Raw genomic sequence first — 25,874 nt, 5'->3', positions numbered from 1 at the left:
TGGGGGTTAGCACTAGCAATTGACTTTGATGGAGCGCCGAAACATCGGCCCATCCATAACTAAACAAGCATGCAAGCATGACTAAACCGGAACTCGACAAGCGCGACTGGATCGCCGGACTGGAGAAGGGACTGGCGATCCTCGAAGCCTTCGACGATCAGCACGCGCGCATGACGCCGACGCAAGCCGCGGCGCGCACCGGCCTCACGCGCACGGCGGCGCGGCGTTATCTGCTGACGCTTGCGCATCTCGGTTACGTGCAGACCGACGGCAAGCTCTTCAATCTCACGCCGCGCGTGCTGCGCATGGGCTGGTCGTATTTCGAGTCGGCGCGGCTGCCGCGGATTGTGCAGCCTTATCTGCAGCAATTGAGCGCGCTGATTCACGAGTCGGTGTATGTCAGCGTGCTCGATGACTGGGACCTCGTGATCATCGCGCGCAATGGTTCGACGCGCGTGATGACGACCGGCTTCGTGCTCGGCGCGCGCGTGCCGGCCGCGCTGATGTCGGGCGGCATCGCAATGCTCGCGTATATGGACGAGGCATCGGTGCGCGGCTGGCTCGAAGCGACCGAGTTCAAGCCCTTCACGCCGCTCACGATCACGAACAAGGAAAAGCTATACGAGAAGATCAGGCAGGCGCGCGTGGATGGCTACGTCGCGATCGAGCAGCAATTGCAGATGGGCGTGCGCGGCATCGCGGTGCCGATGAAGAACCGGCACGGCGAAGTGGTCGCGGCGTTGTCGGCGAACATGCCGATCGGAAAGGAAACCGCCGAGGCAGCGCTTGCCCGCGTGCTGCCGCCGTTGCAGGAGACGGCGTTGTCGATGTTGAACGTGATCTGACCGCGGCGAGATCGCGCAAAGGTGAGGGTTTTCGGGAATGCGTGTCGAATGGCGCTCGCAGCCCTTGTTTAAAGGTAATTTCTGAATCGCCTATGACGCAAAGGTGAGCGTTTTCGGGATCAGACCGCATCATCCTCACTTTTACCTAATTCCCCAGCTCCACATTCCCCCCACGGTTGCAGCGACCAGCGTTCGCAACGTCAACCGGATATCGACACAAGGAAAGGGGAATCGACATGACTCAGTTCGACGCGAAACGGCTTCTCAGTCTGTCGGCAGCAACGGTCGCCACCGCGCTTTCACTCGGAGTCGGCTCAGCGCCGGTTTATGCGCAGACATCGCCGGTCAACATGCGCGTTGCACGACCAACTGAGCTCTGACACGATGACGCTCACGACGCGCCCGTGAAGATCGGGCCTTGCCCGCCCGGCACGAATGCGCGATGCGCGCTATCGCCGTTCGCGCCCGGCGCGGGCGCCGGATCGCGCAACGTCACCGCCGTTTCGGGCGTGATCGGCACGCTCGGTTGCGCGAGCAGTTCGGTCTTGCGCATCGAGCCCGCCGACGTCCCGAAGTAATACCCGATGATGCTGATCCACGCGGTCCCGAGCGCGCCGACCACGACGTTCACGAGATCGCGATTCGCCTCGGGCAACGCGCGCAACGCCATCAGCAGCAGAATGCCGAAGAAGCCGCCGGTCACGGCCATCGCGAGGAACTTGGGCACCCAGTCCCTGTTCGCGATGCCCATTGCGCGCGCATCGGCGCGGTCGCCCGCCGAGATGCGCGCCATGTCCGCTTCGAACGACAGACGCGCCTGCGCCGCCGCCACCACGAGTTGTTGCAACTGCAACGAGTTCGCGTTTTCGGCCTGGCTGATCTTGTCGAGCGCGGCGGGATCGTTGAGCGCGGTCGCGACGATATCCGGATCGTTAGGCGTCCCGAGCGCATGGGAGATGATCGCGGCCGCCGTGCTGACGCCAAGGCCGACGGGCCCGCCGATGAGACCCGCGAGAAGAGGCGCCTTCGCGCCGATGGTTGCCGCCACTTTCGACCAGTCCATCATGCTGCTCCCAAAAGAAGATTCGTCGCCATGCGCTCGGTCCAGCCGCGGCTGAACGTCGGCCATGCGTGCAGGCCCTTCAGATAGCGCAATCGATACGCGATGAAGCGCAGGACGAAGCGCATCGGATCGGCGGCTTTCACGGCATCGACGGTATCGGGGCCGAACTTGCCGTCTTCCTTTGCGCCCGATGCCTTCTGCATCCACAGCACGACGAGCCCGCCGTTGTAGTTGGCATCGAAGATCTGGAACGCGACGCGCGGATCGAATTCGTCGAGATGCAGCGGGTCCCAGTACTTCTGCTTCGCGATTCGCTTCGCGAGATCGAGCGGCAAGTCCTTCATCGCGCCCGCATAGCCATAGCCGCGTGCGACGCGCGCCGTCACGCCCCACATCGTTTCGCCGCCCGGGTCGGCCGGATGGAATGAGTAGCCGCCTTCGCTGCCGATCAGCGCTTCGAAGGCGTCGTCGAAGCTGTTCATGTCGATCTCCTTGGCGCCTGCGCGTGCCGCCGGAACCATCGTCGCGGCGCCGGAAGAAACGGGCCGGCGCGCGAGGCGTCGGCCCGGTCGCGTCAAACAGTGGCAGGCAGTCATGACGCGACGGCAGGCCTTATGCATCCGCCATGCCAGTCGGTGCATCGCGCGCGCGAAAGCCTTGTGTGGCAAGGCGCACAGAACGGGAGTAGCAGGCGCGCGGAGATGCGAACTGTCGTGCCAAGGCCAACGCTTTTTCGGCGCCGCTGTGCGGCTCGCGCAGACATCGCACGCTCATTCGACGCTCATTGTCCGCGCCTACGATGCAAGGCATCCGGGCGGCGCGGTCCTGATCGAAACCATCGCACTGCCTTTCATTGACGACGTTTCATCGAAGGAGAAATGCCATGCGCCACTATCCATCGGACAGTCCTCGCGCGGCCGCGCGCATCGTCGTGATGTCGCTGATCGCGGACGGGCATATCGGCAGCGCGGAAATCGAAGCGCTCGAACGGCGCGGCTTCTATGCGCGGCTCGGGCTTCATGCGGGCGAGTTGCACGACGTCGTGCGCGAGGTTTGCGAGGATCTCACGCGATGCTCGTATCTCACATGGGACGACGTGTGCCGCGTCGACCCGCATGTCGTGCATCAGCTCGCGCAGGAAGTATCCGACGAGCGCGTGCGACGCGATGTGCTCACGCTGTGTGAATCGGCGGTGGTCGCGGATGGCGTCATGAGTTGCACGGAAGCCGCCGTGATCGATGCAGTGAAGCGCGCGTGGCGCATGCACTGAACCGCGCGAAACTCAACCGGAGACGACATCATGCAACAACACGTTCTCGTCGCAGTGGGACCGGATGGCAGCCATGCAGCGCTTGCGCTCGGCATCGCGCGGGCCCGCGAATGTAACGCGCGCCTCACGGCGCTTCATGTCGTGGACCGCGCGCCGTTCTGGGCGATATCGTCCGCGCAATACGACTTCGGCGCGGCGCTCGCGCAGGTCGACGAACTCGCGCGCGAAGTCGAGAAGCGCACGCTTCAGGCGATACGCGCATCGAGCATCAACGGCATGTGCGTGACGATGGACCTGCCGGGCGGCACGACGCTCGCGCGCACGATCGCGCAGGCGGCGCGCGAGTTCGACGCGGATCTCATCGTGATAGGCCGCACGAAAGCCACGCACTGGCGTTTCTGGGAAGAACGCGTGGCCGATGCCGTGAGCCGCCACAGCAATCGCCGCGTGCTGATCGCATCGAACCGCGCGGGTAATGAAGCGAGCGTTGAAACAAAAGCGACACCGTTACGCTTTACCATCGTCGATTCGACGCAGCGCACAACCCCATCATTCAGTTCGAGAGGAAGCTCGCCATGCCGGATCGCATCATCAAACCGTCCCGACGCACCTTGCTGAAGGGCCTCGTTTCCGGCACGGGCCTCGCCCTGACAGGCGCGGGTCTCGCCGATGCCCTCGCGCAAGGCGTCGCGCCCGCCGTCGTCGCCGCCGACAAGTTGCGTCCGCAACTACCCAGCGGCGTGATGAGCGGCGACGTCACCGCGACGAGCGGCATCGTCTGGAGCCGCACGGACCGGCCCGCGCGCATGATCGTCGAGTATTCGACGAGCGAAAGCTTCAGGACGATTCAACGGCGCATCGGACCGGCCGCGCTCGAAAGCAGCGGTTTCACGGCGCGCGTCGATCTGACCGGCCTGCCGCCCGGCGCCGATGTGTTCTATCGCGTGCGCTTCGCCGATCTCGTCGATGGCAAAGCCTACAGCGAGCCGGTGACGGGACGTCTGCGCACGGCATCGATCGAAGCGGAGAAGCCGATCTGCTTCGTATTTTCCGGCGATGAAGCGGGGCAGGGCTGGGGCATCAACGAGCGCTTCGGCGGCTATCGCATCTATGAAGCGATGCGTCGCGAAGCGCCGGATTTCTTCATCCATCAGGGCGATCAGATCTATGCGGACAGCGTGATCGAACCGGAAGTGAAGCTGCCCGACGGCACGATGTGGACGAACATCGTGACCGAAGGGAAGTCGCATGTCGCGCAGACGCTCGACGACTATCGCGCGGCGTTCGCCTATAACCAGCTCGATAAAAACAAGCGCCGCTTCGCAGCCGAAGTGCCGTTCCTCGTGCAATGGGACGATCACGAAGTGCGCAACAACTGGTATCCGGGACAAGTGATCGGCGAAGCGGAGAAGCGTTATCAGACGCGTTCGATCAACCTGCTCGAAGCGCGCGCGAAGCAGGCGATGTTCGAGTACAACCCGTATCGCATCAATCAGCTCGATCCGGAACAGGTGTATCGCGGCTTTCAGTTCGGGCCGCTGCTCGATGTGTTCATGCTCGACGAGCGTTCGTATCGCGGCGCGAACTCGCCGAACACGCAAACGCGTCTCGACGCGGATTCGGCATTTCTCGGCTCGCAGCAGACCGCGTGGCTGAAGGCATCGCTCAAGGCATCGCGCGCGACGTGGAAGGTGATTGCGAGCGACATGCCGATCTCGCTCGTCGTGCCCGATGCGAACCCCGATGTGCCCAAAGGCACCTTCGAGGCATGGGCCAACGCGGACAACGGCGCGCCGTCCGGCCGCGAACTGGAGCTTGCCGACATCCTGCGCTTCATTAAGCAGGAAGACATCAGGAACGTCGTGTGGATTACGGCGGACGTGCACTACGCGCAGGCGACGCACTACGATCCGTCGCGCGCGAAGTTCACGGAGTTCAAGCCGTTCTGGGAATTCGTCGGCGGGCCGATCAACGCGGGCACGTTCGGCCCGAACGATCTCGACATGACGTTCGGTCCCGAACTGCGCTATGTCAGCGTGCCGAAGGACAATCCGCAGAACCGTTCGCCCGCGGCCATGCAGCAGTTCTATGGCCGCGCGAAGATCGATCCCGCGAGCCGCGCGCTGACGGTCTCGCTGCACGACCTCAACGGCAAGTCGCTGTACGAAGTGAAGCTCGACGTCGAGGCGTGAGCGTCGCTTAAGCGGCGAGCTTCGCAGCCAGCTCGGCGACGTGCTTGCCCTGATAACGCGCGATATCGAGTTCGTTCTGCGATGGCTGACGGCTGCCGTCAGACGAAGCGAGCGTCGTCGCGCCGTAGGGCGTGCCGCCGGACACCTCGCTCATGTTCGTGAGTCCCGCGCACGCATACGGCACGCCGACGATCACCATGCCGTGATGCAGCAGCGTCGTATGGAACGATGTGATCGTGGTTTCCTGTCCGCCGTGTTGCGAAGCCGTCGATGAAAACACGCTGCCGATCTTGCCGACGAGCGCGCCTTTCACCCAGAGCCCGCCCGTCTGATCGAGAAACGTGCGCATCTGGCCGGCCATGTTGCCGAAGCGCGTCGGCGTGCCGAAGATGATCGCGTCGTAGTCGGCGAGTTCGTCGACGGTCGCGACCGGCGCCTGCTGATCGAGCTTCACGCCGATCTTCGCGGCCTGATCGGCGGGAATCGTTTCGGGCACGCGTTTGAGCGTGACTTCCGTGCCCGCGACGCCGCGCGCGCCTTCGGCTATCGCTTGCGCCATCGTTTCCACGTGGCCGTACATCGAATAATAGAGAACCAGTACTTTCGCCATGATGTGTCCTTGTGAGAGGGGCTTGTGCGCATTCAAAGATAGCACCGGCGAGTGCGTGCGCAAGGAACTGGCCTGCCCGCAAAAATGCGAAGCGTTCATGGACGCGCGCGTCTGCCTTCGACGACACTGCCCGAAACCCGAACCGGAGACGCACACGCCATGAACGGCCACGCCTTGCTCAGCGCGAATCTGCTCATCGCTTATTCGGCGTATTTCGTCGGCACCGCGAGTCCCGGGCCGAGCAATCTCGCGATCATGTCGATCGCGAGCACGTCCGGGCGGCGCGCGGCCTTCGCGTTCGCGGCGGGCGTGATGTCCGGCTCCTTCTTCTGGGCGATGCTCGCCGCGCTCGGCCTCTCCGCCGCGCTGACGGCGTACTCGGGCTTTCTCGTCGGCGTGAAGATCTGCGGCGGGCTGTATCTGTTGTGGCTCGCGTTCAAGTCGGGACGCGCGGCGTTGAAGCCGCCGCTGCGCGCTTCGTCGGCGGATGCGCAAGGGCAGAGCGCGCGCAGGCTCTACGCGCGCGGCGCACTTCTGCATCTCACGAATCCGAAAGCGATTCTCGTGTGGATGTCCGTGGCGGCGCTCGGATCGTCGGCGGGGGAAGGGCCGGGACACATGCTCGTCGTCGTCGCGGGGTGCCTCTGCATCGGCGTATGCGTGTTCGGCGGCTATGCCGCGCTCTTCTCGATGGCCTCCGCGCGGCGCATGTACAAACGCATCCAGCGCGGCCTCGATGCATGTCTCGCGCTCGTGTTCGGCGCGGCGGGCCTGCGTCTGCTCACTTCGCACGTGTAGCGGATTTGCCGCACTTTCGCGGTTCGGCTTTGCATCCGGACGATCGGCGGCTACGCTCAAGCCAGACGTCCGAACAATCGCGAGAACGATGCCGACCGACGATTCTTCCCGAAGCGCCCGCCCGATCCCGCACGAAACCGCCGCAGCCGCGTTCGTCCACATCGTCCGCGACGCCTTCGCCGCGCTCGGGCGCGAACTCGTCGCGATCAGGCCGACGCCCGCCCGTGCGCTCTTCGCCACGCAGGCGATGCTTTCCGTCGGACTTGCCGTCGCGCTCGCCTACGCTTTCCATTTGAGCAACATCTGGTGGGCCGCGATCAGCGGCTTCGCGGTGATGCAGTCGAAATTCTCGGCGTGCGCGCAACGCGGCGTGCATCGCGTGGTCGGGACGATCGCCGGCGCGCTGATCGGCGCGGTCGCCGGGCCGATCATCGGCGACGTGCCGTGGCTCTTCGTGCCGCTGCTCGGGGCGATCGTCGGGATGTCGGTGTATCGGGCGCTCGTTTCCGATGCGGGCTACGCGTGGGTGCTCGGCGGCGTGACCTCGCTCATGGTCACGTTCGAGGCGCATCGGCTCGAATCCGCGGCGGCGACGGCGTCGTTTGCGCTCTTGCGCGTCGCCGAAGTGATGGTCGGGACGGCCGCGTGCGTGGCCGTGTCGGCGCTTGTGCATGCGGGCGTGCAGCACTATCGCAAGTCGCGCGGCGCGCCGCCGGTGCCGCGCGCGCAGGCGGCATCCACCGTGGATCGCGTCGATGGCGTCAACGCGCAAACCGTCACCGTCATTCCTTCCGATGCCGCCCGCGCCGTGCAGGCGCTCGACGCGACGCACCTCGCGCGCGCCGAGCAGACCGCGCTCGCGATGCGCAAGCGGCTCGCGTGGCAAGGCGCATGGTCGGTGATGATCCTCGCGGCGATCGCGTATGCGTGGAATCTGCCCGGCTTCGCGCAGGCGATGGTGACGGCGGTTGCCGTGCTGATCTTGCCGACATCGGCGCTCGGCAAGCCGACGCGAAAGCCGATCGCCGAGCGCATGATTCAGCGTTTCATCGGCTGTCTGCTGGCGGGCGCGGCGAGTCTCGCGCTGTTGCCGCTACTCGGCGACAACGCGGTCGCCTGCATGATCGCGCTATGCGTGGGCGTGTGGATCGGCTGTCATGTGCAGACGGGCACGCAGGGCGCGAGCTATGTCGGACGGCAGTTCAGCATCGCGTTCATCATGGTGTTCGTGCAGGACCACCATTGGTCGTCGGACCCGATGCCCGCGCTGATGCGGCTCGAAGGCATTCTCGCGGGCATCGTGGTGTTGTCCGCGGTGATGGCCGCGGGCGCGGCGTGGGCCTCGAAACGGGGGCCGCACGCCGCGATGCGGTGAATCAGGCTTCTTCCGCCCAGGCGAGATTCTCGCGCGCCATCAACGCGCTCGAAGCGGCCGGGCCGAACGTTCCCGCCGTATAACCGCGCGGACGGTCGCCGAGTTCCTTCCAGCCGTTGAGAATCGGCTCCACCCAGGTCCATGCGGCTTCCAGTTCGTCGCGCCGCATGAAGTGCGTGAGGCGGCCGCGAATCACGTCGATGAGCAAGCGCTCGTACGCTTCCGCGCGCCGCTGCGTCATGGCCTGCTGCAGGTCGAGATTGAGCGTGACGGGCTGCATGTGCATGCCGCTGCCGGGTTCCTTCGCCATCATCTGGAGTTGGATCGATTCTTCCGGCTGCAGCGTGATCGTCAGGCGGTTGCCGTAATGACGCGGGCCTTCGGGGATGATCGAGAACGGCAGGTCCGCGAAGTCGATGACGATCTCCGAGCGGCGATTCTGCATGCGCTTGCCCGTGCGCAGGAAGAACGGCACGTTGGCCCAGCGCCAGTTGTTGATATGCGCGCGCAGCGCCACGAAGGTTTCCGCGCGGCTGTCGGCGGGCACGTTCTGCTCTTCGAGATAACCCTTCACCGCCTCGCCGCCGACCGCGCCCGCCGTGTACTGGCCGCGCACGGTGTCGCGTGCGATATCGGCGACGGTCATCGGCCGCAGCGACTTCAGCACCTTCAGCTTTTCGTCGCGCACGGCGTCCGGATCGAGCGAGACGGGCGGCTCCATCGCGACAATGCAAAGCAATTGCAGCAAGTGGTTCTGCACCATGTCGCGCAATGCGCCGGTGTGATCGTAGAAGCCCGCGCGGCTGCCGACGCCCACCGTCTCCGACACCGTGATCTGCACGCTCTTGATGTACGGCGCCTGCCACAGCGGGCCGAAGATCGCGTTGCCGAAGCGCAGCACCATCAGGTTCTGCACGGTTTCCTTGCCGAGATAATGGTCGATGCGATAGATCTGCTCTTCCTTAAAGTGCTTGCCGACCGCATCGTTGATCGCGCGCGCCGATGCGAGATCGTGGCCGAGCGGCTTTTCAAGCACGACGCGGGCGTTTTCGTCGAGAATGCCGGCGTTATCGAGGTTGGTGCAGATCGTCACGAACAGTTCCGGCGACGTCGACAGATACAGCACGCGCTGCGAGCCAGGACGCACGGCCTGTGCGAGACGCTCGAAATCGCCGGGATTCTCGACGTCGATGCGCACGTAATCGAAGAGCGCGAGAAATTTGTCCCACGACTGGGCATCGAAAACCTTGGAATCGATGAAAGGGCGCGCCTGCTCTTCCATGAAATTCTTGAGGTAATCCTCGCGCGTCCAGTCCTTGCGGCCGATGGCGAGAATGCGCGTGTCCGCGGGCAGGTTGCAGTGCGTGTGCGCCATGTAGAGCGCCGGCAGCAGCTTGCGCGCCGCCAGGTCTCCGCCGCCGCCGAAGATGATCATGTCGAGCGGGCGTTCATTCACGGGAGAAGTTGGATTCGTCATGGTGCGTGAGCCGGTAAGGGTTCAGATAAGCCGAAAGCGCGGCGATCGAAGCGATCGTTCGAGACAGCTATGTTGCATGTTTTGCCGGCATTTTGCACGGCAGTCGTGCTAACGGCCGTTCGATTCGGCGAGCGATGGACGATTTGTCACCGAAGACGTGTTTGTTTAACGCGCTCAGCGCAACGATTCGTTCGCGCGCAGCGTCGTCACGGCGAGGTCGAGAAATGCGCGGACTTTCTGCGTGACGTGACGCCCTTCGCGATGCACGAGATGGATCGGCAGGGGCGGCGTCTCGAACTCCGGCAGCACGATTGCGAGACGCCCGTCGGCAACGTGTTGCGCGATCTGATACGACAGGAGCCGCGCGATGCCGAAATCCGCGAGCGCGGCGGCGATGGCCGAGTCGTTGGTGGTCGTCGTCAGGCGAGGATGCGAGCGCACGAGAAACTGCCGCTCGCCGTCGGAGAGACGCCATTCCGGGGGCGTCGACGAACCCGTCGACGCAATCACGACATGCTCCGCGAGATCGTCCGGATGACGTGGCGTGCCGTGCTTCGCGAGATAAGCGGGCGAGGCGCACAGCACGCGCCGCACGCGCCCGACGTTGATCGCCTGCAACGACGAGTCCGGCAATTGCGCGATCCGCACCGCCACGTCGATGCCTTCATCGACGAGATTCACCACGCGATCGACGAACCAGCAGCTTGCGTCCGCTTCGGGATAACGGCCCAGATAATCGAGGACGATCGGCGTGACGTGCAGGCGGCCGAACATCACCGGCGCGGTGATCGAAAGCAGTCCGCGCGGCGAGGAATGCGTGCCGGTCGCGGAAAGTTCGGCGTTATCGATTTCGCCGAGAATGCGGCGGCAGTCCTCGAAATAGCCGCTGCCGGCGTCGGTGAGACGCACGACGCGTGTGGTGCGCGTGAGCAGGCGCACGCCGAGATGTTCTTCGAGTTCCGTCACGACGCGGCTCACGACCGACGGCGACACGTCGAGCTTGCGCGCCGCCGATGCGAAGCCGCCGGTTTCGACCACCGTGACGAAGGTCGTCATTGCCTGTAAACGGTCCATGGGAAAGCACGAGACATGCAGGCTTGAGATGCCGTGCATTCTCACGGATATGCGCGCGGGGCACAATCGTTACAGATCGAGTTCGAGCGTGTCTCCTTCGGCGGCGGGCATCGCGCAGCAGATCAGCGCTTCGTCATCGCCGACATGAAACGCCGGCTCGCTTTCATACGACACCGCGCCTTTCGCGATGCGCGTCCGGCATGTGCCGCAAGTGCCGCCGCGGCAGTTGAACTCGGGCGACAGACCGCTCGCTTCGGCGAGTTCCAGCAAGGTGCCGCTGCCCGGCTGCCATTGCGCGCTCGCGCCCGACTTCAGGAATTCGATCTTCACGGGCTCGGTCGCGGCGGGACGCATCGGCTTGACGTCGGCGCCGCGATCCGCCGTGCGCTTGAGCGCCGATGGACCGAACGCTTCCGCATGCACGCGCGCATCGGCGACATTGAGCGCGCGCAGGCCATCGTAGATCGACTGCATGAACGCGCCCGGCCCGCACAGATAGAAGTCGTAGTCGTTGAAGGGCAGACGGCTCGTCAGCAGATCGATGTCGATGCGCCCGGACACGTCGTAATCGCGGTCCATTTGCGCGCCGTTCGTGTCGCTGAGCACGCGGATCACGGTCACCGCGCCGCCCGCGCTCTGCGCGAGCGCATCGATTTCGCGCGAGAACGCGCGGCTCGCGAGCGAATGCGCCGACACGATCATCCACACCGGCCGCACGCGGCGCTTCCTCAAGCCTTCGTAGACGATGTGCCGCAACATCGCGAGCATCGGCGTGATGCCGACGCCCGCCGCCATCAGCACGGCGGGACGCTGCTCGAACGGATCGATCGTGAAGTCTCCGGCGGGCGCGCGCGCCTCGATGACGTCGCCCGCTTTCAGCGTGTCGTGCAGATGTGCCGACACGCGCCCGTCGCGCTTCACGCTGATGCGATACACGCCGTCCGACGGCGCGACCGACAGCGTGTACGTGCGAATCTGCGGTTTCGCCTCGCCCGGCAGCGTCACGCGGATCGGCAGATGCTGACCGGCCTTGTGCGGAACGATGCCCGCGCCATCGGCGGGTTCGAGATGGAACGAGCGGATCGCATCGCTTTCATCGACGATTCTGCTCACGCGAAACGCGCGCCACACGTTCGCGAGCGTGGCCGCCTTCAGGCGCTCGGCCACTTGCGTCCAGTCGCCGGTCATCAGCGAATTGGGCGATGCGCCGTCGCTGCGCGCTTTCCATCGCAAGGGCAGCGCCTCGGCGCGATACACGATGCGGCGCGGCGTGAAGCGCCACAGCCGTTCCGCGCCCTGAAATGCGGCGGTTTCGGGCGAGTCGAGCAGCACTTCCGCGTCGCCCGCGAGCTGCAGCATGTCGCCGGTTTCGAAGTCCGCGAACACGAGCCCCGCGCGAGCGTTCACGAGAATGTTGCCGAGCGTGTTGAAGAAGAGATTGCCGGCGAAATCCGGAATCGTGAGCGAGCCGTCGTCCGACAGACGCACGAAACCCGGTTTGCCGCCGCGATGCGACACGTCCACTTGCCGATGCCCGTCCTCGCGATCGAAATACGACGCGACGAAGAACGTATCCGCGTTCGCGACCATCGCTTTTGCGCGCGGCGAAAGGGCGTCGGATTCGAGCGGCTCGACCGGCGACGGCAAGGAAGCATCGCGCACGAACTCGAAATCGCGCAACTGGATGTACTGCGGGCAATTGCCGAAGCTCTGTTCGACGGCCACGTCGAACGCGAGGTTCGCGCCATCGCGATGAATCACGCCGTTCATGCGATTGCGGCGGCGCGTGTGCATTTCGATGCCGAGCAGGCCGATCGACGCGCCATCGTGCATGCCGGCGTCGGCGGGATCGAGCGGATCGCGGGCGGGGCTCATCGACAGCGTTTTGGCATCGGTCGCGTGCATGAAGCCGGGATGCCCGGCGAGCAGCGTCGCCCACGGATCGCCGCGTTCATCGACGGAACCGGCCACGATGAACGGCAGTTGCCCGAAGAACTGGCGATGCTGATCCGGCATGTAATCGCGCACGACGCGCCGGCCGACGCCGTCCATGCGCTCGTCGACGCCGAAAGCCTTCTGAATGGCGAGTTCGCCGCGATGCCACGGCGAGGGCGTGGCGACCTGTTTGACATTGCCAAGCGCGGAAGCGGACATGATCGTATGCCTCTTCGATTCGGGCGCGGCGGCACGGCGCGAGCCGGCCGCCGCGCTCACTTTACGCCGCGAGACCCGCGGCCGTCTTTTGGAACGGAACGAAACCCTTCAGCGCTTCGACGCGCTTCAGCCACGCGTTCACGTTCGCGTAGGCGGAAAGGTCGACGTTGCCTTCGGGCGCGCTCGAGATATAGCTGTAGAGCGCGACATCCGCGATGGTCGGGTGCGCGGCGGCGGTCTCGTCGATATCGGCGATCCAGTCGCGATTCGCCAGTTCCGCGTCGAGCACCTTGAGGACGTTGTGCGCGCGGGCGATGACTTCGTTCGCGTCGAACTTCGCGCCGAACACGGTGATGAGACGCGCGGCGGCGGGACCGAACGCGATCTGCCCGGCCGCGACGGAGAGCCAGCGCTGCACGGCGGCGGCTTCGGCGGGCGTTTCGGGCAGCCACTTCGTGTTGCCGGCTTTTTTCGCGAGATAGACGAGGATCGCGTTCGAATCGGCGATGACCGTGCCGCCATCGACGAGCACGGGAATCTGGCCGAAGCGGTTCAGCTTCAGATAGTCGGGCGTCTTGTGCGCGGCGGCGGCGAGATCGACGAACGCTTCTTCGTGTTCGACGCCCAGCAGATTCAGGAAGAGACGCGCGCGGTGCGAGTGCCCGGACAGCGGATGGTGATAGATCTTCACGGCAGATTCCCTGATTCGGTTGATGGCCGGGAGACGTCCCGTCCTGTGAATCGAGTATCGGTTCTTGCCGCGATGAGGAGAATCCCGTCGATTTTCAAATCACCATTCTCGAAACGAGAATGGTGAGCGCGCTTTCGGTGCGCGGACCCACGTCATTTATTCGCCGCGCGGCACGTTCGCCTTGTTGCCGGCGAGCGGCGAACCGTATCCGCCGCTGTTGGCGTTGTTCGGCAGGCCGTTGACGAGCTGCGCGCGCGGATCGCTCGGATTGAGATTGAGCTCGCCGGCCTGCGCGTTGCCGTGCGTCGGGTATTGACTGCCGAGCGGCGCGTTCGGCATGAGCTTGGTGCTGTTTTGCGGCGCGTACATGTCGGTTTCGGCGCTCGGATGAAGCTGCGCGAACGCCGATGTGACGGCGAATGCTGATATGACTACGACTGAAGCGCGGATCGCGTTCATGGCGGACTCCAATGCAGAGCGTGATTCAGTGTAGTCCGCGCGCCGGTGCATTGGCCGATCACCCTTCTTACAACCAGACCAGCGTTTGTTCCGGCGCGCTCGCTCCCGTATTGCCTCACCATTGAACCGATCGCAGCCGAATTTGAATCCCGGAGGCGCTCACCTTATTCGCGGCGAACGGCTTATCGACGGCACGCGTCTTGCATAATGCAACGTTGCTCCGGCCTGCGCACTGGCCGTTCCACGCCGACCACACACTAAAAGCGAGCCGTTTCCATGCCGCAAGCACCCGGGCCGCGCCGGCCACCCGCGAAGATCCTGCCGCCGGAAGCGCCCGGCGTGCGCGCGTTGGCGTCGCTCGTGACAGGCGTCATCGTCATTTGCGCGCTGTACTTCGGCCGCGCGGTGATGATCCCGATCATCCTCGCGATTCTGCTGAGCTTTCTGCTCGCGCCGTTCGTCGATTTCCTGCGGCGGCTGCGCTTCGGGCAAGTGCCTTCCGTGATCGTCGCCGTAGTGGTCGCGCTGTCGGTGCTGACGGCGGTCGGCGCGCTGATCGGCGCTCAGGTCGCGCAGCTCGCGGGCGATCTGCCGAAGTATCAGGTCGCCGTCGAGCGCAAGATCGATTCCGTGCAGAAGATGACCGTCGGCCGCGCCGATGAGTTTCTCGGCCGCGCATCGCGCGCGCTGAAGCGGATTTCGCCCGCGCGCGAGCAGGAGCCGAAGAACGAGGACAATCCGGCCGCTTCGCCGATCGACCAGCCGATGCCCGTCGAAGTGCACGAGCCCACGCCGACGCCGCTGGAACTCGCGCAGCGCTTTCTGTCGCCGATCATCAGTCCGCTGGAAACCACCGGCATCGTGCTCGTGGTCGCGGTGTTCATCCTGCTTCAGCGCGAAGATCTGCGCGACCGGCTGATACGGCTTTTCGGCTCGCGCGACCTGCATCGGGCGACGACCGCGATGGACGAAGCCGCGCGGCGCCTGTCGCGCTACTTCCTCGCGCAGCTCGGCATCAACGTGGGCGTGGGCATCGTCATTTCGATCGGGCTCGCGATCATCGGCGTGCCGGGCGCGCTGCTCTTCGGCGTGATGACCGCGCTTCTGCGCTTCGTGCCGTATGTCGGAACGTGGATCGCGGCGATCGTCGCGGTCGTGTTCGCGGCGGCCGTCGGTCCCGGCTGGGCGATGCTCGTGTGGACCATCGTGCTCTTCGGCGTGACGGACATCGTCGCGGGTCAAGTCGTCGAGCCGCTGCTGTACGGGCATAGCACGGGCCTGTCGCCGTTCGCGGTGATCGTCGCGGCGATTTTCTGGAGCTGGATCTGGGGGCCGATCGGCCTCGTGCTCTCGACGCCGCTCACGCTCTGCCTCGTGATTCTCGGCCGCCATGTCGATCGCCTCGAATTTCTCGACGTGCTGTTCGGCGACCGGCCCGCGCTCACGCCCGCCGAGAACTTCTATCAGCGCCTGCTCGCGAACGATCCCGACGAGGCGCTCGTGCAGGCCGAGACGTTGCTCAAGGAACGCTCTCTGATCGCGTATTACGACGATGTCGCGCTCGAAGGCTTGCGCTACGCGCATAACGACGTGCTGCGCGGCGTCGTCACGGCGGATCAGTTGCGGCGCATCAACGAGTCTGCGCTCGACATCATCGAAGGGCTGGAGGATGCGGAGGACACGGCCGTCACCGTCGCGCCGAAAGAGGACTTGCCCGCGAGTTTCGAATCGCCCGACGACGGGCCGCGCATCGCGCCCGAGACGCCGCCCGCGCGCTTCGATGCGCAGAAGGAAGGCCACACGGCGTCGGTGCTCTGCATCGCGGGGAGAAGCGAGCTCGACGATCTCGCGGCGACCATCGCCGTGCAGCTGTTTCGCAAGCACGGCCTGTACGCGGACCTCGCGGGCTACGAGCGCTTTTCGCGCGGACGCTTCGGCGAGGTCGATCTCGCCGGCGTGACGATCATCTGCGTCGTGTCGTTCGATGCCGCCGAGTCGCCGCCGTATCTGCGCAACCTGCTGCGGCGTCTGCATCAGCGCGCGCCGTCGGCGGAACTGATCGTCGGCTTGATCTTCCCCGAAAGTTCGCTGCAAGGCGAAGTGCTCGTGCGTACGAGTTCGGCGGCGGTGTCGTTCAGGGAGCTGGTCGAAGCGTGCGTGGCCGCCGCGCGCCGCCAGTCCGCCGACGGCGTGCCGTGGGCGGGCCTCAACGACGCCGGCGATGAAACCGCGCTGAACGGCCCGCGCGAGAACGTGGCGATTTAGCGGTTGCCGTCGAACAGATCGTTGAGCATGGTGTCGAAGGCGGCTTGCGCGTCTTCGAGTTCCTGAAGCGCGGCGTCGAAGGTCTGCAGCGCCATCTGCGAAGGCCGGCCGTCGCCTTCGGGCGGAAACTGCTTTTGCAGCGCCAGGAAAGCGGACTGAACCTGGCGCGTCGCGTTGACGATACGTTCCATCGCTCGCGCTTCTTCCGTGCGATTGTTCTCAGCGGTCATCGGAGACACTCCTCGTGGGCAATGTCCGATAGTACCAAGCGATCCTAAGCCTTCGCCACGGTAAAGAGGCGCACGGCTTCGTCGAGCACGACCGCGCGTTCCGCGAGGCGCTGCGCGGTGGCCGCCGCCTGCTCGACGAGCGCGGCGTTCTGCTGGGTCGAATCGTCGAGATGCGCGACCGCCTGATTCACCTGCGCGATGCCCTCGGCCTGCTCGCCGCTCGCCTTCGCGACTTCCATGATGATCGCCGATACGCGGTTCACCGCTTCGTCGATGGCGCGCATCTGGCTCGTCGTGCGCGCGACGAGGCTCGTGCCTTCCGCGATCTGCGCGACGCTCGTCGCGACGACGCCTTCGATTTCCTTCGCCGATGCCGCGCAGCGCTGCGCCAGATTGCGCACTTCGGTCGCGACGACCGCGAACGAGCGGCCCGCTTCGCCGGCGCGCGCCGCCTCGACGGCCGCGTTGAGCGCGAGGATGTTGGTCTGGAACGCGATGCCGTCGATGACATCGGTGATGTCCGCGATGCGCCGCGACGCCGCCGTGATGCCCGCCATCGTCTGCTCGACCTGGCTCGCGATGCGCCCGCCGTCGTCCGCCGCGGCCTGCGCTTCCTTGACGACTTCCAGCGCGCGCACGGTGGCGTCGGCGTTGCCTTGCACGGTCGTCGTGAGCTGATCCATCGTCGCGGCCGTCTGTTCGAGCGATGCCGCCTGCATCTCCGTGCGGCGCGACAAGTCCGTGTTGCCGCTCGAAATTTCGTTGGCGGCCTCGAGCATGCCGCCGATCTGGCCGCGCACGTCGAAGACGATCGCCGCGAGATTCGCCTTCAACTGCCCGAGCGCGCGCTGCACGTCGCCGAGATCGTCGTGACGCGCATCGGGCATGTCGGCGGTCAGATCGCCCGCGGCCATGCGCGCCGCGAAACCGGACATCGTGCGGACGGGCGCATCGACCTGACGCGAAAGCGCGAGCCAGCCCACGAAGCTCGCAACGGAACTCACGCCGAGCGCGATCCAGAAGGGCAGCGGCGGCACGCCGCGCCATCCTGCCAGCGCCGCGACCAGCATGCTGACGGGCACGGCGGCGAAAGCCGTGGCGAGACGCGAACTCACCGGCAGGTTCGCGAGCGCCGCGAGCTTGCCCGCGATGCCGTTCTTCACGAGCGCGCCGCGCACGAGGCGTCGCGACGCGTTGCCGGCCTTGATCTGCGCGTAGAGCGCGGTGGCGTCGCGGATTTCATCGCGCGTCGGCTTCACGCGCACGGAGAGATAGCCGACGACCTTGCCGTGGTCCATCACCGGCGTGACGTTCGCGCGCACCCATTAGTGATCGCCGTTCTTGCGGCGATTCTTAACGAGCGCGGTCCACGAGCGGCCGGCGCGCACGGTCGACCAGAGATCGGCGAACGCTTCGCGCGGCATGTCGGGATGCCGGATGAGGTTGTGCGGCTGGCCGACCAGCTCGTCGCGCGAGAAGCCCGACACCGACACGAAAGCCGGATTGCAGTACTGGATGTTGCCGGAAAGGTCGGTGGCGGAGACGAGCATCGCCGAGGCGGGGAATTCGAACTCTTGCTGGGTTACGGGCTGGTTATTGCGCATGATGTCCTTGATTCTTCTTCGCGTCGCGCGCCGCTTTTCGAAGGCGGCGCGCGTCTTATTACAAGGACATAACGGCGATTGGCCCCACAATCTTTAGGGGAATCCGACTGAAACGCTCAAGTGTGGCGATTTGTCGCCGATAGGGGCGCGTCAGTTACTGCGCGCTCCATCCGCCGTCGATTTGCAGCGCCGAGCCGCGCATTTCGCTGGCGGCATCGGAGCAGAGGAACACGGCCATATCGCCGATCTGCTGCGCCGTCACGAATTGCGCGGACGGCTGTTTGTCGCCGAGCAGCTTGGCGCGGGCCGCGTCCGGCGTGAGCGAGTCGCGCGCGGCGAGATCGTCGATCTGTTTCTGCACGAGCGGCGTGAGCACGAAGCCTGGGCAGATTGCGTTGACGGTCACGCCGGTGCGGGCGTTTTCGAGCGCGGCGACTTTGGTCAGGCCGAGAATGCCGTGTTTCGCGGCGACGTACGCCGATTTGCCCGCCGAGCCGACGAGCCCGTGCACCGACGCGATATTGATGACGCGGCCCCAGTTGCGCGCGCGCATTTGCGGCAGCGCGACGCGCATCGTGTGGAACGCCGAGCTGAGGTTAATCGCGATGATCGCGTCCCAGCGATCGACCGGGAATTCGTCGATGGTCGCGACGTGCTGGATGCCGGCGTTGTTGACGAGGACATCGACGGCGCCGAATTGCTCGTTTGCGAAGGCGATCATCGCTTCGATTTCTTCGGGCTTCGTCATGTCGGCGGGATGGTGGACCGCTTTCACGCCGGTGGCTTCGATCTGCTTCAGCGCGCCTTCGATATCGCCGAAACCGTTGAGCACGAGATTCGCGCCTGCCTGTGCGAGTGCCGTCGCGATGCCGAGGCCGATGCCGCTCGTCGAGCCGGTCACCAATGCCGTCTTGCCGGCGAGCGCTTTGTTCAATGCGGTTTGGGTCATATGCGGGTTTTTTCCTTCTTTCCGGGGTTTTGATCGGGTTCTGCGGAGTTTGGTGTGTTGGCTTGCTGTGCGTAAATTAGGGTTTTTTCTTTTTTTTCGCCGGATCCCGTGATCGTGTCGGTCTATTAGCACTGCCCCTGTGCGGGGCGGCACTCACTTTCTTTGCTGCTGCAAAGAAAGTAAGCAAAGAAAGCAGCTACTGATACGCCCGCGGTCACACGCAATTTGGGTAGTCCTCTCGTCCATCGTGGGCTGCCTAAAGAGTGCCCTCAAACACCTAATCGGGCTTGGCTCGCGCACGGTCTGTAACATCGCACCACATAACAAACTGGTTCAGCACGAAATAGCTCCAGCCCGCTTCGCGGCCGAACGGTCAATCGGGGATGCATGTGCTTCTCCACTAGCGCCTCCATCTCACGGCACTCGCCGCTCGCCGGTTTCCCTTGCATACCCGGCGGCAGCGCGTAGCGCTGTGCCGAAGCCATTTCGTGCTGAACCAGCGTTCTCAACGGTTTCGGGCGGCAGACCGTGCGCGAGCCAAGCCCGGTTAGTCCTTCGAGGGCACTCTTTAGGCGAGTGCCGCCTAGGACGAGAGGACTACCCAAATTGCGTGTGACCGCGGGCTTGAAAAGCTGCTTTCTTTGCCTACTTTCTTTGCAGCAGCAAAGAAAGTAGGTGCCGCCCCGCACAGGGGCAACGCTAATAGACCACTAAGAAAACGGGATCCGGCATAAACCGAAAAAAATCAAACAATTCCGGTCGCGTAATAAACTGCGATAACAAAGAACACAGCCAAAGTCTTGATGATGGTCACAGCGAAAATATCGCGATAAGACTCGCGATGCGTGAGCCCGGTCACGGCCAGAAGAGTGATAACAGCACCGTTATGCGGCAGCGTATCCATACCACCGGAGGCCATAGCCACAACGCGATGCAGCACTTCCAAAGGAATATGTGCAGCTTGAGCGCCAGCGATAAACGTATCCGACATGGCAGCAAGCGCGATACTCATCCCGCCGGAAGCAGACCCCGTAATCCCCGCGAGTGACGAAACGGAGATAGCCGCATTGACGAGCGGATTGGGAATGCTCTTGAGCGCATCGCTGACCACGAGAAACCCTGGCAAAGCCGCGATCACACCACCGAAGCCATATTCGGAAGCCGTGTTCATCGCCGCGAGGAGCGCCCCCGCAACGGCCGCCCGCGTCCCCACCGCGAACCGCTCCTTCACGCGCGAAAACGCGGTCAGCAGAACGAGCACGATGCCAAGCAGCAACGCACCTTCCACCGCCCAGATCGCGACGACGGTTTTGACAGCCGTCGTGACAGGCGCATGCACGCCCGGCAGCACTTCCGGCGGCACGGTATAGCTCGCGCCATACCACGTCGGAATCCACTTCGTCAGCGCGAAGTTGGCAACGCCGACGAGAATCAGCGGCGCGATCGCGAGCATCGGATTCGGCAGCGACGTCGATTCCACACGCTCCGGCTCATTCACGAGCGACGTGCCGTAGCCTTCGCCCTTGGCCATCGCCGAGCGCCGGCGCCATTCGAGAAACGCCAGGCCGACGACGATAATGAACAGCGAACCGATCACGCCCAGCCACGGCGCGGCCCAGCCAGTCGTCTTGAAGAACGTCGTCGGGATGATGTTCTGAATCTGCGGCGTGCCCGGCAGCGAATCCATCGTGAACGAGAAAGCGCCCAGCGCAATCGCGCCCGGCATCAGACGCTTCGGAATATTGCTCTGCCGATACATCTCAGCCGCGAACGGATACACCGCGAACACGACGACGAACAGCGACACGCCGCCATAGGTGAGCAACGCGCACACCGCGACGATCACCGCATTCACGCGCGACTTGCCGATGTATCGAATGGCTGCGGCGACGATCGACTCCGAGAATCCCGACAGCTCGATGACCTTGCCGAACACCGCGCCGAGCAGAAACACAGGAAAGTAGAGCTTCACGAAGCCGACCATCTTCTCCATGAAGATGCCGGAGAAAACGGGCGCGACGGCAGCGGGATCGGTGAGGAGGACGGCCGCGAGCGCGGCGATCGGCGCAAAAAGAATGACGCTGTAGCCGCGATAGGCGGCGAGCATCAGGAACGCCAGGGCGGCGAGCACGATGATGAACGACATTGAGTCTCCGTGATGGTTGTTCTTTGAAACTGTCAGCGCGCCTCTTCTGGAAGCGCTGCCGGCGCATGGATAACGCACCGCGCGTGCAAAATGCACTTTCCGTGCCAGTGTGCTGGAACTCAGGCGCGACAGGCATCAGGGGAAGATGACATCGCAAGGTTTCAGGAAAATGTCTCCGAAAGGAGACATCCTCGTCTATCGAAACAGCTGCATACAGCATTGAGAACTAGTGCAGATGCGGATAGCGGGCGCGTCTCCGGATTGAGATAGTCGTCTCGATATGGAGAAAACGGAGACTTTGGGCGCCATGCGCAACGACTGGATCAACGTGCCGGCGGACTACAGCGACGTGATGCGCCGCGCGATGGAGTCGCTTTTCAAGACCTTCGAGAATCTGAGCGAAGGCACCTTCATCGTCGACGCGGACGCGCGCGTCGTGTGGATCAACAAGCGCTACGCGGCGCGCTTCGGCTTCGACGATCCGCTCGACGCGATCGGACTCGACTGCGAAGCGGTGATTCCGAACAGCCTGATGCGCGAGGTCGTCGCGACCGGCAAGCCGATTCTGCTCGACGTGCTGGAAACGGATCGCGAGCCGCTCGTCGTCACGCGTCTGCCGCTAAAGGACGACTCCGGCGCGACGGTCGGCGCGATCGGCTTCGCGCTCTTCGACGAGATGAAGGCGCTCACGCCGCTGTTCGCGCATTACTCGCGCGTGCAGCAGGAACTGATCGCGACGCGCCAGTCGCTCGCGCAGGCGCGGCGCGCGAAGTATACGTTTTCGAGCTTCGTCGGCACGAGCCCGGTCAGTCTCGAAGTGAAACGTCAGGCGCGGCGCGCGGCGCTCGTCGATTCGCCCGTGCTTCTGCTCGGCGAAACCGGCACCGGCAAGGAACTGCTCGCCCATTCGATCCACGGCGCGTCGACGCGCGCGGGTAAGCCGCTCGTGACCGTCAACGTCGCGGCGATCCCCGACACGCTGCTCGAAGTCGAGTTCTTCGGCGCGGCGGCGGGCGCGTACACGGGCGCGGAGCGGAAAGGGCGCGTCGGCAAGTTCGAACTCGCCGATGGCGGCACGCTTTTCCTCGACGAAATCGGCGATATGCCGCTGCCGCTTCAGGGCAAGCTGCTGCGCGTGCTGCAGGACAAGGAGTTCGAGCCGCTCGGCTCGAATCGCATCGTGCGCGCGGATGTCCGCATCATCGCGGCGACCTCCGCCGATCTGCCCGCGCTCGTCGCGGCGGGACGCTTTCGCGCGGACCTGTTCTATCGGCTGAACGTGCTGACGATCCACGCGCCGCCGTTGCGCGACCGGCTCGCCGATATCGAAGCGCTCGCTTACGCGATCCTCGAAGACCTGTCCGCCGATACGCGGCCGGGGCACGTCGGCCATTTCGTGCTGCATAAAGATGGCCTGCAACTGCTCGAGGCGTATTCCTGGCCCGGCAATGTCCGCGAACTGCGCAACACGCTCGAACGCGCGTTGATGCTGTCCGAAACCGAGCACATCGACGCCCGCGCGCTCTCCGCGTTCATCGATGCGGGGCGAGTGGCGATCGCGGCGCAGGCCGAACCCGTCGCCCAGGAAGGCGACGAGCCGCCGAACGTGTCGTACGCCGACGCGATGGCCGATTTCGAGCGGCGCTTTCTCTCGGATGCGTTGCGCGCGAGCGGCGGTCGGGTCGCGGATGCGGCGGAGAAAATCGGCATCGGACGGGCGACGTTGTACAAGAAGATCGCGGCGCTCGGCATCGCCGTCTGACGCACTTTTGCGAACAGGCGAATTGTCGCGAAAGCTTCGCGTGGCATACTCCCGAAATCGAAAAATAACGACCAAGAATCAAAGGGGTAGCGGATGAAAAGCGCGACGGAACTCGGCAGAAAACTCGGCCTTTCGATCATGCTGGCGGGCAGCGCGTGGGCCCTCGCCGGATGCAGCAGCGCGCCGCCGCTTTTCTCCGCCGACGGACGTCCGACGCAACAGATTCAATGCCCCGCCTACGGCGGATGGCGCAATTGCACGGACAACGCGAAGGCGCTCTGTCCGAACGGCTACGACGTGCTTGGCCAGTCGACCGAGAACAATCAGAACTCGCTGCTCGTCGCTTGCAAGGCAAGCTGAAAAGTCAGCCTTGCTGCGTTTCGCGCAGCATCGTGACGTCGTAACCGAGCGCGCGCGTGCGCTCGATCAGCGTGCGACGCAACTCCGCCGAAGGCTTCGCCTCGCGCGTCAAAATCCACAGATAACGCCCGGTCGGTTCGCCGACGATGGACCACGTGTAATCGTCGGCGTGATCGAGAATCCAGTAGTCGCCGACATAGAACGGACCGAAGAACGACACCTTCAGCTTCGTCCCATTCGATCCGGGGACGATCTTCGCGCGTCCTTCCGCCGACCGGTACGGACCGCTCAGCCCGCCTTGCCTGCACGCGTTGACGACGGATACGAGCCCGTCCTCGCGACGCGCGTAGTTCGCCGTGACGGCTTCGGAATTGCGCTCGAAGCGATTTTCGTAACGCGCGAACTCGTGCCAGTGACCGAGATAGCGATCGATGTCGACGGCCTTCGACGGTTCGGGCACGTTGTCGTTGCCGCTTGGGCGCGCCCCGTTCGACGCGCATGCAGCCAGCGTCGCGACGCCGCCGATCAGAGCCAGCGCCGCAGCGCCGTATGCCCAAGGTCTTTTGATGGTCATGTTGCCGGGGTGGGTGAGAAGTACGAGGGCTGACAGAGCAGCAAGTGCCGTTCCGTCCGCCGAGTGGCTCCCGAATTTCCTCACCTCAAGGCGTATCCATGACGCGGGTAAATAACCGCGGGAAGCGCAAGTAGCTGTGCCGACTGGGTTTAATTCCTGGGCCGCGGCCTGACGACAAGGCCTTTTCCTGACTCCCGAATCTGCTCACCTTTAGCGGAGCGCGTCGCGTAGCCGAAGCCGGCGCGTTTCGAAACGATGACCGGGCGGCTCGAAGTACATGCCGCGCCGCATCGTGGTCAAGCAAGTCGAATGCGTTAAAGAACAACGGCTTGGGTGGTCCACTTAAGAATGTGACTGAGCTGCCGAATTGCTTCGCGATCCCGATGATCCGGCTATAAGTGAGGCGCGGCTGTATCGGCTGGCTCACCGTGGGGAGGCTCCCGAAACGTCTCACCTTTTTCCCTCGGAGCTCGCCATCATGCTGCCGGTCTTCGGTCTCATCATCGCGGGCTGCGCGTACTGAACGCGGCTTTGCTCTGACCGCGAAAAAAAGCCCGGCGCGGGGCACCGGGCGAACCACCTTCATTCCGACGGTGGAGGAGGGCCAGTTCAGACTGCTTCCTCTGATTATCGAAATCGCTGCTGTTCAGTGCGCGCTGGAGCCGTCGCGCACGCCGGCCTGAAGCTGTGCGTGTCGTTCCTGATAAGGACGCAATTGCGGATAGCTCAGCGCGTTGACCGCATCCAGATTGCCCGCGCGACGCGCGCTCTGTAGCTCCGTTTTCACTTCGGCGCGGGTCTTGCCCACAGGCGTCGATTGCGCAAAAGCGGGCGCGGTGGCGAGAAGCGCCGACAAAACGAGACCGCCGATCAATGAGCTTTTCATTTGAATCTCTTGGATGCGTGTGCGTCGGGGCCGACGCTTGAGAGGCAGTCTAGGAGGATTCCTATTGGACAAAAATACTGATTGAGCCAACACATTGTTGTTCAGAGTGGATGAATGCGGGCCCGCGATGGCAAGTAATAGCTCACTTAATACGGAGATTTTTACGCGATCAGCAAGGATGCGTTCTGATTCGTACGACCTTTTTGCGCGACTTGGGGCGCTTTGTTTCGTGGTTGAATCAGAAAATTATCGGAATCAAAGTTACTCTCGACTTATCCACAGAAACTGTGGATAACCATGGGGATAGCTCACTGTGAACCGCGTAGTGGCGCGGCGCGAGGTACATTGCTCGATTCATCGCAAAAATAGTCCCGATTGACTGCGCGCATGAAGACGGCCGACCCGCGAAGCGCCTATCATGTGCACGCGCGTCGTCGCGAGGACGGCGTTGTCCGGAACGCTTCATCCGCCTTTTCATACCTTTGACGGGGAAGATCTCATGGCCTTAAAGATCGCGGTGGTCGTCGGCAGTCTGCGACAGGGTTCGTTCAACAAGCAGCTCGCGCATGCGCTGGTGTCGCTCGCGCCGGGCGATTTCTCGTTCGAGTTTCTCGACATCGGCAGCCTGCCGCTGTACAGCCAGGACTACGACAGCGACTTTCCCGAAGCCGCGCGCACGTTCAAGCAGAAGATCGCCGAAGCAAACGGCCTCTTGATCGTCACGCCGGAATACAACCGCTCGATTCCCGGTGTGCTGAAGAACGCGCTCGACTGGGGCTCGCGTCCGTGGGGACAAAGCGCGTGGGGCGGCAAGCCGGGCGCGATCATCGGGACGTCGGTCGGGGCGATCGGCACGGCGATCGCGCAGTCGCATCTGCGCGGCGTGTGCGCGTACCTCGACATCGTGCTGATGAATCAGCCGGAGATGTACATCAAGCACGACGAAAAGCGCATCGACGAAAACGGCAATATCGTGAGCGAAGACACGCGCAAATATCTGCAGACGTTCATGGACAAGTACGTCGCATGGGTGCGGGATCGGGCGGCCTGAGCGCTCACCGTTCACACGAAAAAACGGCCCGCGCAAGCG

Annotated in this window: 24 protein-coding genes and 1 pseudogene; 11 read left to right on the top strand and 14 right to left on the bottom strand. The window is 64.1% G+C overall.

Going from position 1 to position 25,874, the window contains the following annotated elements:
* The first annotated feature begins 77 nt into the window (after positions 1-77).
* Positions 78-845, top strand: coding sequence for an IclR family transcriptional regulator domain-containing protein (locus NCS67_RS20055; RefSeq protein WP_008354238.1), 768 nt, complete (start codon positions 78-80; stop codon positions 843-845).
* Between the two features lie 236 nt (positions 846-1,081).
* Positions 1,082-1,225: a hypothetical protein gene (locus NCS67_RS20050; protein ID WP_160172899.1), complete on the top strand. Its 144-nt coding sequence runs from the start codon at positions 1,082-1,084 to the stop codon at positions 1,223-1,225.
* Positions 1,226-1,236: 11 nt separating this feature from the next.
* Here NCS67_RS20050 and NCS67_RS20045 read toward each other — a convergent pair whose 3' ends face one another.
* Together NCS67_RS20045 and NCS67_RS20040 are read right to left on the bottom strand one after the other, a co-directional pair.
* Positions 1,237-1,908: a hypothetical protein gene (locus NCS67_RS20045; RefSeq protein ID WP_250436279.1), complete on the bottom strand. Its 672-nt coding sequence runs from the start codon at positions 1,906-1,908 to the stop codon at positions 1,237-1,239.
* Positions 1,908-2,390, bottom strand: coding sequence for a glycoside hydrolase family 108 protein (locus tag NCS67_RS20040; protein ID WP_008354240.1), 483 nt, complete (start codon positions 2,388-2,390; stop codon positions 1,908-1,910). The genes NCS67_RS20045 and NCS67_RS20040 overlap by 1 nt, the downstream gene beginning before the upstream one ends.
* Positions 2,391-2,791: 401 nt before the next feature.
* Here NCS67_RS20040 and NCS67_RS20035 point away from each other — a divergent pair, with 401 nt between their 5' ends.
* Genes NCS67_RS20035 through NCS67_RS20025 form a run of 3 tightly spaced genes read left to right on the top strand, consistent with a single transcriptional unit; the run spans position 2,792 to position 5,370 of the window.
* Positions 2,792-3,178: a tellurite resistance TerB family protein gene (locus NCS67_RS20035; RefSeq protein ID WP_250436278.1), complete on the top strand. Its 387-nt coding sequence runs from the start codon at positions 2,792-2,794 to the stop codon at positions 3,176-3,178.
* A 30-nt stretch (positions 3,179-3,208) separates the two neighbouring features.
* On the top strand, positions 3,209-3,796 hold the full coding sequence (locus tag NCS67_RS20030) for a universal stress protein (protein WP_250436277.1): 588 nt from the start codon (positions 3,209-3,211) through the stop codon (positions 3,794-3,796).
* Complete coding sequence (locus tag NCS67_RS20025; protein WP_250436276.1) at positions 3,754-5,370, top strand: alkaline phosphatase D family protein; 1,617 nt, start codon at positions 3,754-3,756, stop codon at positions 5,368-5,370. Before NCS67_RS20030 ends, NCS67_RS20025 begins: the two co-directional genes overlap by 43 nt.
* 7 nt (positions 5,371-5,377) lie before the next feature.
* Here NCS67_RS20025 and wrbA read toward each other — a convergent pair whose 3' ends face one another.
* Complete coding sequence (wrbA, locus tag NCS67_RS20020) at positions 5,378-5,980, bottom strand: NAD(P)H:quinone oxidoreductase (protein WP_008354244.1); 603 nt, start codon at positions 5,978-5,980, stop codon at positions 5,378-5,380.
* A 159-nt stretch (positions 5,981-6,139) separates the two neighbouring features.
* Here wrbA and NCS67_RS20015 point away from each other — a divergent pair, with 159 nt between their 5' ends.
* Both NCS67_RS20015 and NCS67_RS20010 read left to right on the top strand, forming a co-directional pair.
* Complete coding sequence (locus NCS67_RS20015; protein WP_250436275.1) at positions 6,140-6,778, top strand: LysE family translocator; 639 nt, start codon at positions 6,140-6,142, stop codon at positions 6,776-6,778.
* A gap of 88 nt (positions 6,779-6,866) precedes the next feature.
* Positions 6,867-8,153, top strand: coding sequence for an FUSC family protein (locus NCS67_RS20010; protein ID WP_250436274.1), 1,287 nt, complete (start codon positions 6,867-6,869; stop codon positions 8,151-8,153).
* A gap of 1 nt (position 8,154) precedes the next feature.
* Here NCS67_RS20010 and zwf read toward each other — a convergent pair whose 3' ends face one another.
* The 5 genes from zwf to NCS67_RS19985 form a co-directional block, all read right to left on the bottom strand.
* Complete coding sequence (gene zwf, locus NCS67_RS20005; protein WP_033535836.1) at positions 8,155-9,630, bottom strand: glucose-6-phosphate dehydrogenase; 1,476 nt, start codon at positions 9,628-9,630, stop codon at positions 8,155-8,157.
* 174 nt (positions 9,631-9,804) lie between these two features.
* Positions 9,805-10,704 (bottom strand): LysR family transcriptional regulator, encoded by a 900-nt coding sequence (locus NCS67_RS20000; RefSeq protein ID WP_008354248.1) that lies wholly within the window; start codon positions 10,702-10,704, stop codon positions 9,805-9,807.
* 69 nt (positions 10,705-10,773) lie between these two features.
* On the bottom strand, positions 10,774-12,858 hold the full coding sequence (locus NCS67_RS19995; protein ID WP_250436273.1) for a 2Fe-2S iron-sulfur cluster-binding protein: 2,085 nt from the start codon (positions 12,856-12,858) through the stop codon (positions 10,774-10,776).
* 61 nt (positions 12,859-12,919) lie between these two features.
* Positions 12,920-13,549: a glutathione S-transferase family protein gene (locus NCS67_RS19990; protein WP_250436272.1), complete on the bottom strand. Its 630-nt coding sequence runs from the start codon at positions 13,547-13,549 to the stop codon at positions 12,920-12,922.
* A gap of 156 nt (positions 13,550-13,705) precedes the next feature.
* Complete coding sequence (locus tag NCS67_RS19985; protein ID WP_008354251.1) at positions 13,706-14,008, bottom strand: hypothetical protein; 303 nt, start codon at positions 14,006-14,008, stop codon at positions 13,706-13,708.
* A gap of 276 nt (positions 14,009-14,284) precedes the next feature.
* On the opposite strand from NCS67_RS19985, the gene NCS67_RS19980 reads away from it, so the two are divergent.
* Positions 14,285-16,273: an AI-2E family transporter gene (locus NCS67_RS19980; RefSeq protein ID WP_008354253.1), complete on the top strand. Its 1,989-nt coding sequence runs from the start codon at positions 14,285-14,287 to the stop codon at positions 16,271-16,273.
* Here the strand turns inward: NCS67_RS19980 and NCS67_RS19975 are convergent.
* The 4 genes and pseudogenes from NCS67_RS19975 to NCS67_RS19960 form a co-directional block, all read right to left on the bottom strand.
* On the bottom strand, positions 16,270-16,503 hold the full coding sequence (locus NCS67_RS19975) for a hypothetical protein (RefSeq protein WP_008354254.1): 234 nt from the start codon (positions 16,501-16,503) through the stop codon (positions 16,270-16,272). The genes NCS67_RS19980 and NCS67_RS19975 overlap by 4 nt on opposite strands.
* A gap of 44 nt (positions 16,504-16,547) precedes the next feature.
* Positions 16,548-18,107, bottom strand: a pseudogene (locus NCS67_RS19970) (methyl-accepting chemotaxis protein).
* A 154-nt stretch (positions 18,108-18,261) separates the two neighbouring features.
* Positions 18,262-19,056 carry a 3-hydroxybutyrate dehydrogenase gene (locus NCS67_RS19965; protein WP_008354256.1) on the bottom strand — a complete coding sequence of 265 codons (795 nt, stop codon included), beginning with the start codon at positions 19,054-19,056 and terminating at the stop codon, positions 18,262-18,264.
* Between the two features lie 745 nt (positions 19,057-19,801).
* Entirely contained in the window at positions 19,802-21,202 is a 1,401-nt protein-coding gene (locus NCS67_RS19960) for a GntP family permease (protein WP_008354257.1), read from the bottom strand.
* Positions 21,203-21,509: 307 nt separating this feature from the next.
* Here NCS67_RS19960 and NCS67_RS19955 point away from each other — a divergent pair, with 307 nt between their 5' ends.
* Together NCS67_RS19955 and NCS67_RS19950 are read left to right on the top strand one after the other, a co-directional pair.
* Complete coding sequence (locus NCS67_RS19955) at positions 21,510-22,964, top strand: sigma-54 interaction domain-containing protein (RefSeq protein ID WP_008354258.1); 1,455 nt, start codon at positions 21,510-21,512, stop codon at positions 22,962-22,964.
* 93 nt (positions 22,965-23,057) lie between these two features.
* On the top strand, positions 23,058-23,324 hold the full coding sequence (locus tag NCS67_RS19950) for a hypothetical protein (protein WP_008354259.1): 267 nt from the start codon (positions 23,058-23,060) through the stop codon (positions 23,322-23,324).
* Positions 23,325-23,328: 4 nt separating this feature from the next.
* On the opposite strand, the gene NCS67_RS19945 is transcribed toward NCS67_RS19950, so the two are convergent.
* Entirely contained in the window at positions 23,329-23,898 is a 570-nt protein-coding gene (locus NCS67_RS19945) for a lipocalin family protein (RefSeq protein ID WP_250436271.1), read from the bottom strand.
* Between the two features lie 646 nt (positions 23,899-24,544).
* The gene (locus NCS67_RS19940) at positions 24,545-24,784 is read right to left on the bottom strand and encodes a DUF4148 domain-containing protein (protein ID WP_250436270.1); all 240 of its coding nucleotides are present in this window, start codon (positions 24,782-24,784) and stop codon (positions 24,545-24,547) included.
* A gap of 499 nt (positions 24,785-25,283) precedes the next feature.
* On the opposite strand from NCS67_RS19940, the gene NCS67_RS19935 reads away from it, so the two are divergent.
* Positions 25,284-25,835: an NADPH-dependent FMN reductase gene (locus NCS67_RS19935; RefSeq protein ID WP_008354262.1), complete on the top strand. Its 552-nt coding sequence runs from the start codon at positions 25,284-25,286 to the stop codon at positions 25,833-25,835.
* Positions 25,836-25,874 lie beyond the last annotated feature (39 nt).

It is taken from the genome of Caballeronia sp. ATUFL_F2_KS9A, from assembly GCF_023630765.1.
Classification (GTDB): Bacteria; Pseudomonadota; Gammaproteobacteria; order Burkholderiales; family Burkholderiaceae; genus Caballeronia; species Caballeronia zhejiangensis.
The sequence above is the reverse complement of the archived record's forward strand: the minus strand, read 5'-3'. Positions and strand labels throughout refer to the sequence as shown.

Excerpts from the sequence above, each read along its gene's own strand:
- NCS67_RS19940 (WP_250436270.1), bottom strand. The coding sequence starts at position 24,784 with ATGAAAAGCTCATTGATCGGCGGTCTCGTTTTGTCGGCGCTTCTCGCC.
- NCS67_RS20025 (WP_250436276.1), top strand. The coding sequence starts at position 3,754 with ATGCCGGATCGCATCATCAAACCGTCCCGACGCACCTTGCTGAAGGGC.
- NCS67_RS19935 (WP_008354262.1), top strand. The coding sequence starts at position 25,284 with ATGGCCTTAAAGATCGCGGTGGTCGTCGGCAGTCTGCGACAGGGTTCG.
- NCS67_RS20035 (WP_250436278.1), top strand. The coding sequence starts at position 2,792 with ATGCGCCACTATCCATCGGACAGTCCTCGCGCGGCCGCGCGCATCGTC.
- NCS67_RS20000 (WP_008354248.1), bottom strand. The coding sequence starts at position 10,704 with ATGGACCGTTTACAGGCAATGACGACCTTCGTCACGGTGGTCGAAACC.
- NCS67_RS19960 (WP_008354257.1), bottom strand. The coding sequence starts at position 21,202 with ATGTCGTTCATCATCGTGCTCGCCGCCCTGGCGTTCCTGATGCTCGCC.
- NCS67_RS19985 (WP_008354251.1), bottom strand. The coding sequence starts at position 14,008 with ATGAACGCGATCCGCGCTTCAGTCGTAGTCATATCAGCATTCGCCGTC.
- NCS67_RS20030 (WP_250436277.1), top strand. The coding sequence starts at position 3,209 with ATGCAACAACACGTTCTCGTCGCAGTGGGACCGGATGGCAGCCATGCA.
- zwf (WP_033535836.1), bottom strand. The coding sequence starts at position 9,630 with ATGACGAATCCAACTTCTCCCGTGAATGAACGCCCGCTCGACATGATC.
- NCS67_RS20045 (WP_250436279.1), bottom strand. The coding sequence starts at position 1,908 with ATGGACTGGTCGAAAGTGGCGGCAACCATCGGCGCGAAGGCGCCTCTT.
- NCS67_RS19955 (WP_008354258.1), top strand. The coding sequence starts at position 21,510 with ATGCGCAACGACTGGATCAACGTGCCGGCGGACTACAGCGACGTGATG.
- NCS67_RS19995 (WP_250436273.1), bottom strand. The coding sequence starts at position 12,858 with ATGTCCGCTTCCGCGCTTGGCAATGTCAAACAGGTCGCCACGCCCTCG.
- NCS67_RS20015 (WP_250436275.1), top strand. The coding sequence starts at position 6,140 with ATGAACGGCCACGCCTTGCTCAGCGCGAATCTGCTCATCGCTTATTCG.
- NCS67_RS19975 (WP_008354254.1), bottom strand. The coding sequence starts at position 16,503 with ATGACCGCTGAGAACAATCGCACGGAAGAAGCGCGAGCGATGGAACGT.
- NCS67_RS20050 (WP_160172899.1), top strand. The coding sequence starts at position 1,082 with ATGACTCAGTTCGACGCGAAACGGCTTCTCAGTCTGTCGGCAGCAACG.
- NCS67_RS19965 (WP_008354256.1), bottom strand. The coding sequence starts at position 19,056 with ATGACCCAAACCGCATTGAACAAAGCGCTCGCCGGCAAGACGGCATTG.
- NCS67_RS20055 (WP_008354238.1), top strand. The coding sequence starts at position 78 with ATGACTAAACCGGAACTCGACAAGCGCGACTGGATCGCCGGACTGGAG.
- NCS67_RS19980 (WP_008354253.1), top strand. The coding sequence starts at position 14,285 with ATGCCGCAAGCACCCGGGCCGCGCCGGCCACCCGCGAAGATCCTGCCG.
- NCS67_RS19950 (WP_008354259.1), top strand. The coding sequence starts at position 23,058 with ATGAAAAGCGCGACGGAACTCGGCAGAAAACTCGGCCTTTCGATCATG.
- NCS67_RS19945 (WP_250436271.1), bottom strand. The coding sequence starts at position 23,898 with ATGACCATCAAAAGACCTTGGGCATACGGCGCTGCGGCGCTGGCTCTG.
- NCS67_RS20040 (WP_008354240.1), bottom strand. The coding sequence starts at position 2,390 with ATGAACAGCTTCGACGACGCCTTCGAAGCGCTGATCGGCAGCGAAGGC.
- NCS67_RS20010 (WP_250436274.1), top strand. The coding sequence starts at position 6,867 with ATGCCGACCGACGATTCTTCCCGAAGCGCCCGCCCGATCCCGCACGAA.
- wrbA (WP_008354244.1), bottom strand. The coding sequence starts at position 5,980 with ATGGCGAAAGTACTGGTTCTCTATTATTCGATGTACGGCCACGTGGAA.